The sequence below is a fragment of the uncultured Actinomyces sp. genome (genome assembly GCF_963542285.1).
GTDB lineage: Bacteria > Actinomycetota > Actinomycetes > Actinomycetales > Actinomycetaceae > Pauljensenia.
Window position 1 is genome coordinate 71,298 of sequence record NZ_CAUTWQ010000001.1, and the last position, 13,733, is coordinate 85,030.

At 55.0% G+C, this 13,733-nt stretch carries 11 protein-coding genes; 6 read left to right on the plus strand and 5 right to left on the minus strand.

Annotated features, from left to right (window positions below):
* The first annotated feature begins 7 nt into the window (after window positions 1-7).
* Both murI and RW023_RS00375 read left to right on the plus strand, forming a co-directional pair.
* Window positions 8-850: a glutamate racemase gene (gene murI, locus RW023_RS00370; protein WP_315579356.1), complete on the plus strand. Its 843-nt coding sequence runs from the start codon at window positions 8-10 to the stop codon at window positions 848-850.
* The gene (locus RW023_RS00375) at window positions 847-1,656 is read left to right on the plus strand and encodes an MBL fold metallo-hydrolase (RefSeq protein WP_315579357.1); all 810 of its coding nucleotides are present in this window, start codon (window positions 847-849) and stop codon (window positions 1,654-1,656) included. The genes murI and RW023_RS00375 overlap by 4 nt, the downstream gene beginning before the upstream one ends.
* On the opposite strand, the gene rdgB is transcribed toward RW023_RS00375, so the two are convergent.
* Together rdgB and rph are read right to left on the minus strand one after the other, a co-directional pair.
* Entirely contained in the window at window positions 1,653-2,288 is a 636-nt protein-coding gene (rdgB, locus tag RW023_RS00380; RefSeq protein ID WP_315579358.1) for an RdgB/HAM1 family non-canonical purine NTP pyrophosphatase, read from the minus strand. The genes RW023_RS00375 and rdgB overlap by 4 nt on opposite strands.
* Entirely contained in the window at window positions 2,285-3,064 is a 780-nt protein-coding gene (gene rph, locus RW023_RS00385) for a ribonuclease PH (RefSeq protein WP_295894914.1), read from the minus strand. Before rph ends, rdgB begins: the two co-directional genes overlap by 4 nt.
* Window positions 3,065-3,124: 60 nt before the next feature.
* Between rph and nudC the strand changes: the two genes are divergently transcribed.
* Both nudC and RW023_RS00395 read left to right on the plus strand, forming a co-directional pair.
* A complete protein-coding gene (nudC, locus tag RW023_RS00390; protein WP_315579359.1) occupies window positions 3,125-4,126 on the plus strand; it encodes an NAD(+) diphosphatase in 1,002 nt (333 codons plus the stop codon).
* On the plus strand, window positions 4,123-6,192 hold the full coding sequence (locus RW023_RS00395) for an ATP-dependent DNA helicase UvrD2 (protein ID WP_315579360.1): 2,070 nt from the start codon (window positions 4,123-4,125) through the stop codon (window positions 6,190-6,192). Before nudC ends, RW023_RS00395 begins: the two co-directional genes overlap by 4 nt.
* Here the strand turns inward: RW023_RS00395 and RW023_RS00400 are convergent, their stop codons facing one another.
* Window positions 6,193-6,951 carry a hypothetical protein gene (locus RW023_RS00400; RefSeq protein WP_315579361.1) on the minus strand — a complete coding sequence of 253 codons (759 nt, stop codon included), beginning with the start codon at window positions 6,949-6,951 and terminating at the stop codon, window positions 6,193-6,195. It lies immediately after the preceding gene.
* 127 nt (window positions 6,952-7,078) lie between these two features.
* Complete coding sequence (locus RW023_RS00405) at window positions 7,079-8,623, minus strand: zinc-dependent metalloprotease (RefSeq protein ID WP_315579362.1); 1,545 nt, start codon at window positions 8,621-8,623, stop codon at window positions 7,079-7,081.
* A 157-nt stretch (window positions 8,624-8,780) separates the two neighbouring features.
* Here RW023_RS00405 and RW023_RS00410 point away from each other — a divergent pair, with 157 nt between their 5' ends.
* The gene (locus RW023_RS00410) at window positions 8,781-9,974 is read left to right on the plus strand and encodes a S16 family serine protease (protein ID WP_315579363.1); all 1,194 of its coding nucleotides are present in this window, start codon (window positions 8,781-8,783) and stop codon (window positions 9,972-9,974) included.
* Between the two features lie 8 nt (window positions 9,975-9,982).
* On the opposite strand, the gene RW023_RS00415 is transcribed toward RW023_RS00410, so the two are convergent.
* Window positions 9,983-10,531, minus strand: a complete 549-nt coding sequence (locus RW023_RS00415; protein WP_009409123.1) for a PPA1309 family protein — start codon at window positions 10,529-10,531, stop codon at window positions 9,983-9,985.
* A 93-nt stretch (window positions 10,532-10,624) separates the two neighbouring features.
* On the opposite strand from RW023_RS00415, the gene RW023_RS00420 reads away from it, so the two are divergent.
* Entirely contained in the window at window positions 10,625-13,642 is a 3,018-nt protein-coding gene (locus tag RW023_RS00420) for a UPF0182 family protein (RefSeq protein ID WP_315579364.1), read from the plus strand.
* The last annotated feature ends 91 nt before the right edge of the window (window positions 13,643-13,733 follow it).

A 13,733-nucleotide genomic window follows, 5' to 3' on the forward strand; every position in this document is an offset into this window, starting at 1 on the left:
TCGTTGTATGGATAACGCGCCGATTGGTATTTTCGACTCTGGTTTAGGTGGACTCACGGTTGCGCGTGCCGTCATCGATCAGCTACCAGACGAAGACATTGTCTACCTGGGGGACACAGCTCACGCTCCCTATGGCCCGCGTCCGATCGCTGAAGTTCGCCAATTAACGCTGTGGGGGCTTGACCGCCTTGTCGAGGCCGGAGCAAAAGCCTTGGTGATCGCATGCAACACCGCAACCGCCGCTGCGCTGTCGGACGCGCGAGAACGGTACTGGGTGGGTCAGCACATTCCCGTCATCGAGGTCGTGACTCCTGCCGCGCGTGCCGCTGTCGTCGCAACGCACAATCACAAGATTGGCGTGATTGGAACTCAAGCAACCATCCAATCGGAAGCCTATGTCAATGCTCTTGCCGCAGTTCCGGGTCTTCGAGTCTTCCAACAGGCATGCCCGCTTTTCGTTGAGTACGTCGAGGCCGGGCAAACAGCAGGTTTCGAGCTGGAGGGAATTGCCCGCGAATATCTTGCTCCCCTGAAAGAAGAAGGCGTCGATACCCTGATTCTGGGCTGCACCCACTACCCGCTTCTTACCGGAGTGATTGGTCGAGTGATGGGGGATAACGTTCGTCTGGTAACGTCCTCGGCCACAACTGCGAATGTCACTTACAACGAGCTGGTTGACCGCGATCTACTCCACGCGCCGCGGCGCGGTGCAGGCGACGAACCGCAGCACCAGTTCCTCACCACCGATGCTTCGTCGCGCTTCCCGATCCTTGCTCGCCGTTTCCTCGGCCCCGAGGTTCAGAGCGTGAGTGAAGTCCCATCCCTCCCACTAGAAGGAGGTGCTCAGTGAGGCTTCGCATCATCGGCTGCACGGGTTCAATGTCTGGACCTGATTCGCCTGCATCCTGCTACCTGCTTCAAGCTCACGGCCCAGATGAAAGAACTGGGAAGGAGCGAACCTGGAACCTTGTCTTGGACATGGGGCCGGGATCTTTCGGTGAGTTGTGGCGCTACATTGAGCCAGCAAGTCTTGATGCGGTGATTTTCTCGCACTGCCACGCAGACCACATGGGAGATGTGATTTCTCTGCACGTCTACCGACGCTGGGGGCCTGGTGCTTATTGCGATCCCATGGTTCTTGCTGGGCCGGCATGCTTACCGGACCGTGTTCGCCAGATCGACGGTGCTGACGAAGAGGAAACCTATTCGACAGAGTTCATTTTCAAGGAACTCAACGACGCAAAGAGTTGGTCTTTTGGCCCCTTCACCGTGAGTGCAGCGCAGGCATGGCATTCAGTGCCGGCTTTCGGTGTTCGCATCAGCGGCCCTTCTGGTTTTTCAAAAGGCGATACCTCTGGATCTCGCAGCACTTTCTTCTACACCGGTGACACTGATTTGTGTGACAGTATCGTTGAAGGCGCTCGCGGGGTAGATCTTCTTCTCAGTGAAGCAGGTTTTACTGAGGAAGATACCGCCGAGGGGATCCACATGGATGGTACTCGCGCAGGTACTCTTGCTGCACGTGCCGAAGTTGGCCGTGTCATTCTCACGCATATCCAACCGTGGAATAACCCCGAGGGCACGCGATTCCAAGCGAAACAGGTATACGGCGGGCGCGTGGAGCTTGCGACGACCGGTATGTCTGTCGACTTTTAGTTGCCTGCTAGAACCTCAATAATCCTCGGCGCAAGCGCACGGAAAGCAATCCCGCGGTGGCTGATTGCGTTCTTTTCTTCCGCGCTGAGCTGTGCGGCAGTGCGATTCATACCTGAGGGAACAAAAATTGGATCGTAACCAAATCCTTGCTCGCCTTGAGGAGCAGTTGTCAAGTGTCCTTCGACGCGTCCGAGCTCAACAAACTCGCGGCCATCGGGAAGAACCAGCGCGGCAGCGGAAACGAATGCAGCGCCTCGTAAATGGTGCGGGACGTCACTGAGCTGAGCAAGGAGCAACTCAAGGTTTGCTTGATCGTTCCCGTGAGCTCCGCTCCATCGGGCAGAGAAGATCCCAGGTGCACCACCCATGATGTCCACGCAGAGGCCCGAATCATCGGCGAGGGCAGCGATTCCGGTTGCTGTACACAAAGAGCGGGCCTTGATCAGGGAGTTCTCTTCGAAGGAAGCGCCATCTTCAATGGGCTCGGTGACATCAAAATCACTCATCCGTGCGATTCGGCCAGCCCCCTCGGGGAGGAGAGGAGCGATGATCGCCTCGAGTTCTGCAACCTTATGTGCATTTCCGGTCGCAAAAACCAGGCGAGGCGCATCTGCGCTGTGTATGGGGCTCACAGCGCGGCCTCGGAAGAAACGGTGACTCCGGGCTGCGCTGCCAACGCGCGTGCCTGGAGGTCGCGAATCTGGGCATTACCTGCGGTTGCCAAGTCAAGGAGCTCGCCGAGTTCGGTGCGGGAGAAGAGCGCGTGTTCGGCGGTTCCCTGAACCTCGACGAAAGACCCCGAACCAGTCTGGACAACGTTCATATCCGTCTGCGCGCGCACATCTTCAACGTAGGGAAGATCGAGCATGGGGGTTCCGTCGATAATGCCAACGGAAATTGCGCTCACAGAATCAGAGAGCACTTTCTCAGGAGAAGAAGCCGCGACGATCCCCTTCGAAATGCCCCAAGAAATGGCCTCGTAAAGAGCAACATACGCGCCCGAAATGGAAGCGGTGCGGGTACCGCCATCAGCTCGCAAAACATCGCAGTCAAGGACCAGTGTGTTTTCGCCAAGAGCCTTGATATCAACGATCGCGCGAAGTGAACGGCCGATGAGACGCGAAATCTCATGGGTGCGGCCGCCGATCTTTCCCTTGACGGATTCGCGCTGGGAGCGCTCGGAAGTGGCGCGCGGAAGCATTGAATACTCCGCGGTCACCCAGCCTTCTCCGCTGTCGCGCTTCCATCGCGGCACGCCCTCGGTCAGCGAAGCAACGCACAGAACGCGTGTGTTCCCGCATTCAATCAGTGCGGATCCTTCGCCGGTTCCTGCCCAGGAACGGGTAATGGACATGGGGCGAAGCTGTGAAGGGGTGCGCCCATCGGCGCGAAGCTGAGAAGTAGTCATGACTCCAGCCTAACGCCCATTTGCGTTGTGACTGAAGCGAAGGACAGCTACGGTTACATCATGCCCCATTTTGACACGGTTACTGGTCTTCCTTTCACCAATGAACAGCTCTATTTCCCACATGAACTGAGCGCATGGGCTCCGCGCATGACGCACAGGGGTGGATACGAGGCCGCATGCGCTTCGTTAGCGCCCCACGCGCACTCTTTGCGAGTTTTGGGAATGACTACTCAGGGTATGGTTGCGCTTACTTCCGATGGGAGCACTCCGCGGCGAGCTGCGGATATCGGTCCCGCAGTTGAAAATGCGAAACGTGTGCTCTTCGGTGGGGTTGATTCTTCCGGCGTTGCGCGTTTTATTGCAATCCTTGACTCTGAAGAGGAATGGGCTTCGCTTGTTGAAGGAACTCACGATTCCGCGGCCACTAGCGTCACACCTGTGGATCCTCAATGGCTCTCTCTTCGCTATGAGGCAGCGCTCCTCGAAGCTGCTGACTGTTCATCATGCGCGCGTGCCCTAGCGCTTCTGCGTTGGCATGAGCGTACCCGTTATTGCTCAAGGTGTGGTGGAGAACTTCAACATGAAAACGGGGGAGAGACTCAGCGGTGCATCCAATGTGATCGCCTCGAATATCCCAGGCAGGATCCCGCAGTGATCGTTGCAATCACCGATGCGGAAGATCGTTTGCTGCTTGCGCACAATCGCTCATGGAAACCGCGTTTCATGTCGCTCATTGCCGGTTTTGTTGAGGCAGGAGAAACTCCTGAGCATGCGGTAGTTCGGGAAGCAAAAGAAGAGGCCTCTTTGGACGTTCAAGAGGTCCGCTATGTCGCGACGCAGCCTTGGCCTTTCCCACGTTCGGTCATGATTGGCTTTACCGGGAAAGTTTCTGGTACGCCAGATCCCTCTCCAGATATGGAAGAGGTCGATGCCATGAAATGGATGACGCGCGCGGAACTCATTGATGCAGTCAACAGTGGAAAATTGGAGATCCCGACCCATACCGCAATCGCTCGCATGATGATCGACGCTTGGTTGCATGCGGAAGATGATGCACTGTGAGCAGCGAAGATACAGAACGCGCTGAACGTCTTCTTGAAGCACTAGATCCCGACCAGCGGAGTGTTGCGCAATTCGTTTCTGGTCCAATGGCGGTGCTCGCGGGGGCTGGGACGGGTAAGACGCGAGCGATTACCTATCGTATTGCCTATGGCGTTGCACGCGGCGTCTACGAACCGACAAATGTCTTGGCAGTGACCTTCACGAAAAGAGCTGCAGTTGAGATGCGTGAGCGCCTGACGGCCCTTGGGGTTCCAGGTGTCCAAGCGCGGACTTTTCACTCGGCTGCCTTGCGCCAGCTCCAGTATTTTTGGCCAAGTGCCATCGGCGGGAGCATGCCACCCCTCATTGAACACAAAGCATCTTTGATTTCCGCTGCTGCTGCGAGAATCGGTATCCGCGCAGACAAAGCTCTCGTTCGCGATTTAGCCGCCGAGGTTGAGTGGTCGAAAGTTTCCATGCTTGATGCTGATGCCTATGCCGAGGCCGTTCGCGCCAATAGACGAACACCGCCGGGTGACCTTAGCGTTGACGATGTTCTTGCACTGATGGACGCCTATCAGGAGGCCAAAGAGGACCGTGGGGTTCTAGATTTTGAAGATGTCTTGGTGCTGACGGCAGGGATCTTGCAGGATTATCCAGCTATTGCCCAACGGATTCATCGTCAATACCGAAGCTTCGTCGTCGATGAATATCAGGATGTCTCTGCCCTCCAACACCATGTTCTCAACCTTTGGCTTGGTGGGCGCCATGATATTTGCGTTGTCGGTGATGTCGCGCAGACTATTTATTCTTTTGCAGGTGCCTCACCGCGCTACCTTCAAGACTTTGCACAGGAGCACAAGGGTGCCCGCGTCGTGCAATTGGTTCGTGACTATCGGTCGACACCACAGATCGTGAGTGCAGCGAATACCCTGATGAAGGGCGAACACTCGTCTGTTCTTAAAGGCGCCGTAAAATTGGTATCGCAGCGTGAAGGCGGTGTCCCCGTCGACTATCACAGCTACGCGGACGACAATGACGAGGCCGTGGGAATCGCTCGGCAAATCCGCAAGCTTCACGACAATGGAGTTTCGTATTCCTCGATCGCAATTCTTTATCGAACCAACGGCCAGTCAGAGAACTTCGAAGCCCAGCTGAGCGAGGCCGGCGTTCCTTTCCTCGTCCATTCTGGGATGCGCTTTTTTGAGCGCGAAGAGGTCCGGCGCGCAATGTTTCTTTTAAAGAAGCAAGCGGCAACCTTGCGCAATCAAGGAATTGACGAGGCCGATGTTGTCCACCTGGTTGAAGATCTTCTTGGAATCGCTGGATGGTCCCCGCAGGCGCCGCAGGCTCAGGGCGCGGTTCGAGAACGATGGGATAACCTCAATGCCATCGTTGAAATGGCGCGCTCTTCTACCAATGACTCCTTCATTGGGTTCGTCAATAATCTTGTCGAGCGTGAGGTCTCACAAGCGGCCCCAACCACGGAGGGGGTCACGCTCTCGACGCTTCACGCGGCAAAAGGGCTGGAGTGGGAGCACGTTTTCCTTGCAGGAGTGAGTGAAGGGCTTATTCCGATCTCTCTTGCGCAGGACGAAGAAGCAATTGAGGAAGAAAAACGTCTGCTCTACGTAGGAATGACACGTGCTCGGGATCATCTTGCGATCTCGTACTCGCGTTCGCGCCACGGCGGAGGAAACCGCAAGCGTTCTCGCTTTATGAAGGATCTGTGGCCTCGAGAAGAACAACCCCAAGCCAGAGCTTCTTCTGCACGCGCAGGTACGTCTAAACGTAGTGCGGCCAAGGCAGCCCATGCTGAATTTGAGGAAAGTAATTCTCCGGAGGTTGTTGAACTCTTCGAGCGCTTACGTACATGGCGAAAAGCTGAGGCAGAGGCTCGATTAGTTCCGGCTTACGCTGTTCTTACCGATAAGACCTTGAGAGATGTCGCTATCGCTCAGCCCAAGACGCTGACTCAGCTTCGGGTTATTCGCGGAATTGGTGAAGTGAAAATCGACTACTTTGGGCCTCAAATTTTGGCGATTATCCGCGGCGAAGAAGTTCAGGTGGAAACAGATCCGGCGTAACTATGAGGCAATGCGGTATCGGTGATTATGACTGAGCATGTCGAATTCGCCGATACTGGTGGACAGCGTAGCTGTTGCCAGTGAAGCTGCCGGAGACTGTGAGACTGCTGCACTGGTGCACCCGCAGAGAGGATCATTATCGACTTCAATCCATGAAACCTCTCCTTCCGTCGTGATACGAAGAAAACGATTCATGCTCGATCGTCGGTCCATGCCGAAGCGCGCAAAGTCATAAATCATCAGAGAAAGCCAGGCTGCGGCCATGTGAGTGAGCCAGGGGAGTGGCGTTTCAAAACGCCATAGTTCAAGGTCGCGACCGAGGCTAGGCAGTGATTGGCGGTCGGATTGTGTGCTCTCAAGACAACGCGCACAGCAGGTGACCCCCGGCACTACCAGCGGACCGATGTCCCAGTAGCTCTCATTCCTGCATGTAAGAAGATGCGGGATATCGCAGTGCATCATTGCGTCCGACTTCTCGAGATCATGGGAACCCACTGAAGCGATGATTCCTAAGTCTATGGGGGAGTATGAACTGCAATAGCGCAGATGGGGATAGCGCTTAGCGAGGTGTGAGCGAAGGGCTTGAGAGCGTCGTGGACATAGCCTCTCCTCCGGAAGAAGACCTACTAATTCAGCACTCAGTCGACGCGAATCAACAAGCCGAAGTCGAAGCTCAGGCAGGGTTTGGATGATGAGTTCTACTGCCGCGATGGTCACGGGGTCGATTCCGTTGATTTCGATACTCAGGGGGCTTGCCATTTTTCCTCCGCACTGTGGAATAGGGAATTCCTATTGTGCGTGGGAGAGTGCACTTATGGGCAAGAACTAAGAATCTGTGGAAAACTCCGATGAGACCTCCACCCTGTGGATTGATTGGCCAATCAATTCAGGATTGAGATGGCATCCCGTTATCTGAAGAATGATCCTCATCCGAAGCATGACCTTCGTCCTGAGATGTGTCCTCGGAGCCAGCAGAAGTTTGTTCGTCTCCAATATCAAAACCTGCCTTACGCAGGGTATCTGCCTCGGGGTCAATCGTGGGATCGAGCCCCTCAGCCCATCCCATTGAACCATCCAATAGCGACTCAAGCGCCTGGTCGAGATCGGCGCTGGCCTCGGCCTCGGCACGTCGAAGCGCAACAAAGGTTTCTGGGGAATCGAGCTCGTTGCTATTGGGAATCAGGTCGGGGTGAGCCCACAGTTTTTCACGGGCATCGCTGCCCTCGTCTTGAGTGACCAATTGGAAAAGCTTGGCTGCATCGCGAGCACGACGCGGACGCATCTTCAAGCCAATTAAGCTTCCAAGAACCTTCTCAACAGGACCGCCCAATGCCCGTCGACGGCGCATCAGCTCGCGCAGCTGCTCAAGGTGGGGAAGATAGGGGCGTGCCGCTTGTGAGGTGACAACATCAACCCAGCCTTCGATCAGTGCGAGAAGATTTTCCACACGTTCTAATGCTGCACGCTGTTCGGGTGTCGGTGCGGCTGCGAAGATCTGTTCGTTCAGCGAATCTTCATTGAACTCAGGGTTCGCTGGGTCAAGACGAGTCGCGGCCTCGGCGACGGCCTCGCTATCGATCGCAATATGCTGCGCATATCGCTCGACTGCATGTGTAAGGTCCCCGGTCAACCAGGGGACACCGGTGAAGAGACGATGATGTGCGCACTCGCGCAAAGCAATGAACTGAAGTACTTCTTCGAAGGGAATTTCAAGTTCATCAGCGAAATCTTCGATATTACGAGCGACTAGGGCTGTGGTAGAAGCATCGGCAAGGGGAATACCGACATCTGTTGATCCCAGAGCACTTTGAGCAATCTGCCCCAAAGCCATTCCAATTTGGCTTGCAAAAAGGAACGACGACATCTTCGGCAAAATATCGCGAGTTGAGCTGAGAAGGCTTGAAATGTCGGGAACTGAATCTGATAGTGAGGGATCAATATCCGCAATGTGCTTTTGCTGCTCGTCGAGGATATTTTCAAAGGCCCGAGCAACATTTGCAGCAACCGGTTCGCAGATACGCTTCCATACCTCTGCGGTCCCATCAATCCATTCAGAGCGAGTCCATACCTGACGATTGACATTGCCTGGGCCAAACTCGACAACGGCATCTAACCAAAGGTCAGCAACGGACATTGCTTCGCGAGTTCGTTGAGCTTGTGCTGCGGTGACTGCGGTTTCTTTTGAATCCCAGGACTTGGTGTGTGCAACTTGTAAGGCGCTCTTCCAATCCACAGGACCGCTGGCAGGACCGTTCATCATAATCGTGAATTGAGTAAGAGCCTGTTTCATCATGTAGGGATCAGGGAATTGGCTGTTGAGGCTTTCGGGGTCAATGCCTCGGGCGCGCATGGATTCCATTGCAGCGCGAGCGGCCTGCTCGCCCAACAACTGACGTAGGAACTCTTCCATGTTCGACTCGTTGTCACTCATATCACGAGCCTAATAGTCAAGGAACAAGAAGTACTAGAGATATCGTGCTCTTTGCGCTCAACTTTGCTCATAGCGCAATTAGATGGGAATCACGAGGCCGTGTCCTTTCTTGAGTTGTGGTCTCTTTTCAGGACAAGGTGTGAGCGTCTGAGAGACAATGGCAGTTATGAATGACAACGAAGACCTCGAATATGAAGAGACTGACACTACGCAACGCAGTGAGCGGACTCTTCGATGGCTCCGTCGTCTTACCGCTGGTGTTGTGGCCTTTACTTTGGTGATTATTGCCTGCACTGCAATCCCGCTGCCCTACGTTGCGAGGCTTCCCGGACCGACGGTTGATGTCCTGGGAAAGACTCAGGACCAGCAGGGTGACGTGAAAGAAATTCTGTCGATCACGGGTACCAATCCACAAACTGGCGAAGAAATCACGAATCCCGATCCCAATGCCCCTCACGAGGGAGGTCAACTCCGGATGGTGACCGTCACAGAAATGGGAGGACCGGGCAGGCGTCTCAACGTCTTTGGATGGGTTCAAGCGAAACTAACGCCGGCCTCGGAAATGATCCCGTACTCGAAGGTCTACCCGGCGAACGTGACCCGCGAGCAAGTGGATAACCGGAACGCACATCAGATGGAGAACTCGCAGTATTCCGCTCAGATCGCGGCGCTCGCGGAACTGGGATGGAAGGTACCCGCAACCGTGTATATTTCCGGTGCGGTCGAAGGTTCCGATGCAGTTGGAAAAGTTCAAGAATCTGACATCTTGGAGTCGATCCAGACCCCCGATGGGGTGGTGCACCCGATTGAAACTGCGGCAGATCCCTTCACGATTATGCATTCTGTTGCTCCTGGCTCCACCATCACGATCACCGTGAAGCGTGAAGACGTCGAACACACGGAAACAATTGTCACATCTGCGCCTGAAGATGGGTCTCAGGGCTCAAAAATGGGAGTTTATCTGAGTGTTAAGGCCAATATTCCCGTGGAAATTAACTTCGCTATGAAAGATATTGGCGGCCCTTCAGCGGGAATGATGTTCTCGCTGGCAATTATTGACCGCCTGAGTGAAGGAGACATGACGGGAGGCCAATCAATTGCGGGTACTGGGACAATTTCCTACGACGGTACTGTTGGTCCAATCGGCGGGATCGCGCAGAAAATGCAGGGTGCAAAGCGCGATGGGGCCAGCTGGTTCCTTGCGCCGGAAAGCAATTGCGACGAGGTGATCGGGCACGTTCCCGAAGGGCTGCGTGTCGTTCGCGTTTCGACCCTTCATGAAGCGCACGAGGACGTGGTTGCGATTGGCCAGAATCGTGGCGATTCCCTACCAACCTGCGAGGCCAAGTAACAGAATTTTCAGTCCGAGAGCGAGGCCAGAAGAGCGTCGGTCAGGCTGGGAACCAGGCGTGATCCTTGACCGACCTTGTCATCGCTGTCGAAAGTGCGGGCGCGAAGGGCACTCCACGTTTCGCCACTGCGCAATGCTCCCGCGGCGATACGGACATCAGTAGCTTGAGGATGGTTTGAGATAAACGCAATGGCTTCTTCGGGATCTGCTGGGGCCTGAGCCTCGACCTCAGGCGGAACAATGACGCGTTCAACGCTCAAAGCTGCGCCCACGACCGAAGGGGGCCAGGCAAGATGAGCCAACATCTCTTCGAGGTCGTCTCCTTGGAAGTCTTCTTGGATGATTGCACTGAGGTGCTCGTCCGTCCCATCCCATTCCTTGCGGAGCGCGTCCTTAAGCTCATCGGGTAGATCGGGCTGCTCGAGCAACATTGCGGTGTGAACCAACGCGTAAAGGGAAGGCGCGTGGTCCCAGCCCACGACAGATGCTGCTTTTTCGATGTCAATAACAACGTGTGCAAGAGCAATTTGACGTGCAGTAGGAGTCAGTTCAACCATGGTGTCATTTTCCCATAGCCGAAAGACAGACGCAGATTCATGAGCCTCTCGTTAGAATAGGAACACTGTGATCACTCTTCGAGAGGATGTCTTGTGAGCGATTCTCCGTTCTTTCCTGACCATCAGCCAATTCAATTGCCCAAAATTGAGATCCGGCGCCCAAAGGTGGGGCCGGGGGTAATTACCGTTACGGTTCTGGTGCTTCTTGGACTTTTTGTCTACGCGGCTTCGTCATTCTGGACTGAAATTTTGTGGTTCCAACAGATGCACGCGACTCGGATCTTACTGACGCGTTGGGGAGTGATTGCAGGCTTAGCCGTTGTCGGTGTTGTCTTGTCAGTCGCTGTGCTGCGCATCATGATCGGCTTGGCCCATCGACACCGCGTATCGTCAAAGCGTGGTGAAGCCGCCGCGAATCTGAGGCAGTACCAAGACGCTATCGAGCCTTTTAAGAAGCTTGCCTTCTGGCTGGTCGCATTGGTTTTGGGTATCCCTGCAGGCCTCCGTCTTGCGGAAGGCTGGCAGACAGTCCTCATCTGGCTCAATGCGACGCCTTTTGGAAAGACAGATCCGATTTTTGGCTGGGATATCTCTTTCTTTGTTTTCACTCTTCCATTCTTGGAACTCGTTGTTTCCTTCCTGCTCCATTTGGTGATTCTTTCGCTCGTCGTCTCGATCGTTGCTTCGTACCTCTACGGTGGTTTGCAGGTGGTACCGCGTCCGCACGCGACTGTGCCGGTGCGTCGTCACCTGGGGATCTTGGCTGCGATTGCCTCGGTGATTATCGGTGTGCAGTACTGGATTGGCCGTTACTCGCTGCTGACTCAAAGCGGTGACAATATTGATGGTGCAATGTATGCGGATGTCAATGCAACGCTTCCCGCGCACTCGATCCTGGCTGTTATTTCCATCGCTGTTGCAGCTTTGTTCCTTGTAGCCGCATTCAGGGGAACGTGGCGCCTTCCAACGATTGGCGTTGTGGTTACAGTCGTTGCGGCATTGGTGATTGGTGGCGCATACCCGGCGTTGATCGAACAATTCCGCGTACGCCCGAATGCGCGTTCGCTTAACGCCCCATATATTCAGCACAATATTGATGCGACCTTGGAAGCTTACGGGCTCGATGATCTGGACTATCAGACCTACGATGCGACGACCACCGCTCAACCTGGGCAGCTTCGTGAAGACTCTGAGTCAACTTCACAGATTCGTCTTCTTGACCCTCAGGTGATTCGCAAGACTGTCCAGCAGTTGCAGCAGTCGCGTCCCTACTACTCCTTCGATTCCGGTTTCTTCGTTGACCGATACACCATTAACGGTGAGCGTCGCGATACTGTCATTTCAATGCGTGAGCTGAATTTGGCAGGCCTGTCTCAAGAACAGCAGAACTGGGTGAACCGTCATACCGTTTACACGCACGGTTTCGGTGTTGTAGCTGCCTACGGTAACACCATCACCTCTGATGGCCTTCCCGCCTACTGGGAGCAGTCCATCCCCTCAAAGGGAGAGATCGGCGAGTACGAGCCTCGTGTGTACTTCTCGCAGTCGGCCCCCGACTACTCGATCGTCGGCGGCCCTGAAGGAACTCCTGACCAAGAGCTCGACTACCCGGATGACAACGCGCCTGGCGGCCAGGTCTCCACGACCTTCAAGGGTAATGGCGGTCCTTCGGTTGGGAACGTCTGGAATAAGCTTCTGTACTCGATTAAGTTCGGGTCAACCGATATCTTCTTCTCCTCGCAAACGAATCAGGAATCGCAGATTCTCTATGATCGTGATCCGCTTCTTCGCGTTGCAAAGGTTGCTCCCTACCTGACACTGGAACAGAAGGCGTATCCTGCCGTTGTCGATACGGATGGCGATCCCTCGACACCTAAGCGGCTTGTTTGGGTTGTCGACGCATATACGACAACGGATTCCTATCCTTACGCTCAGCACCAATCGCTGTCGTCCAGCACGGTTGATTCGCGTTCACAGTCGGTGGGGCAGTACATCCAGGAAAACTCCATTAACTACATGCGTAATTCTGTCAAGGCGATCGTTGATGCCTATGACGGATCGGTGCGTCTCTTCCAATGGGATGAAAAGGATCCCATTCTGTCGACGTGGATGAAGATTTATCCAGGAAGCGTCGAATCGAAGCAAAACATTTCCGCTGATCTTATGGGTCACCTGCGCTACCCCGAGGATATGTTCAAGGTCCAGCGCGATCTTTTGACCTCTTACCATGTGCGCGATGCCTCTGACTTCTACACCGGTGGTGACCGCTGGCGCCTTGCTGAGGAAACCTCGACAGCCGCAACTGCAAATGGAACATCGACCGCTACCATGAGCAGCTCGCAGCAGCAGGCCGTCCGCGTGCAGCCGCCATATTACCTGACCATGCAAATGCCGGGTCAGCAGAGCGCGGAATTCTCATTGACCTCTGTTTTCGTTCCGGGTGGTGAATCCAAGCGCGAGGCCATGGCTGGCTTCCTCGCGGTGGATTCCGAAACCGGAAGCGAGGCCGGGAAGGTTCGTGAGGGCTACGGCAAGCTACGATTGATTGCTCTTCCGTCCTCGACGACGGTTCCCGGTCCGGGACAGATCCAGAACGCCTACGACACCAATCAAACGATTGCCTCGCAGCTTAATGTTTTGAACCTGTCTGATTCCACGGTTATCAGGGGTAACCTGTTGACTCTGCCTGTAGGTGGTGGCCTGCTTTATGTCCAGCCGGTCTATATCCAAGGTTCGGGTGGAGCAAACTACCCGGTCTTGCGTTTTGTGCTGACAGCCTTCGGTAACAGAGTTGGTTTTGCGCCCACACTGGCAGAATCCCTTGACCAAACCTTCGGCGGTGATTCCGCTGCAAAGGTCGCCGGCGGTGATCAATCTGCCGATAAGAATAAGGGCAGTGGCGATCAACAAAACCAAGCGGAAAGCGAGCCCTCCAAGCAGCTTGCTTCGGCGCTTCAAGATGCTAACCAGGCTATCCAAGATGGTCAGAATGCTCTGAAGAACAACGACTGGGCAGCCTATGGCGAATCACAGAAGCGTCTCAATGATGCTCTGACGAAGGCTATCGACGCCCAAAAGAAGCTGGATGCCCAAAGCGGCTCCGGTTCCTGATAGCTCAAGCTGAGTAAAGGCGTGGGCCCGGGTGAGGAATACTCACCCGGGCCCACAGCCGTTTCATGTCGGTGTCGTCGACATGCAGGAG

Bases quoted from the DNA above. Each gene is read 5' to 3' on its own strand.
- murI (WP_315579356.1), top strand. From the start codon at position 8: ATGGATAACGCGCCGATTGGTATTTTCGACTCTGGTTTAGGTGGACTC.
- rph (WP_295894914.1), bottom strand. From the start codon at position 3,064: ATGACTACTTCTCAGCTTCGCGCCGATGGGCGCACCCCTTCACAGCTT.
- nudC (WP_315579359.1), top strand. From the start codon at position 3,125: ATGCCCCATTTTGACACGGTTACTGGTCTTCCTTTCACCAATGAACAG.
- RW023_RS00400 (WP_315579361.1), bottom strand. From the start codon at position 6,951: ATGGCAAGCCCCCTGAGTATCGAAATCAACGGAATCGACCCCGTGACC.
- RW023_RS00405 (WP_315579362.1), bottom strand. From the start codon at position 8,623: ATGAGTGACAACGAGTCGAACATGGAAGAGTTCCTACGTCAGTTGTTG.
- RW023_RS00410 (WP_315579363.1), top strand. From the start codon at position 8,781: ATGGCAGTTATGAATGACAACGAAGACCTCGAATATGAAGAGACTGAC.
- RW023_RS00415 (WP_009409123.1), bottom strand. From the start codon at position 10,531: ATGGTTGAACTGACTCCTACTGCACGTCAAATTGCTCTTGCACACGTT.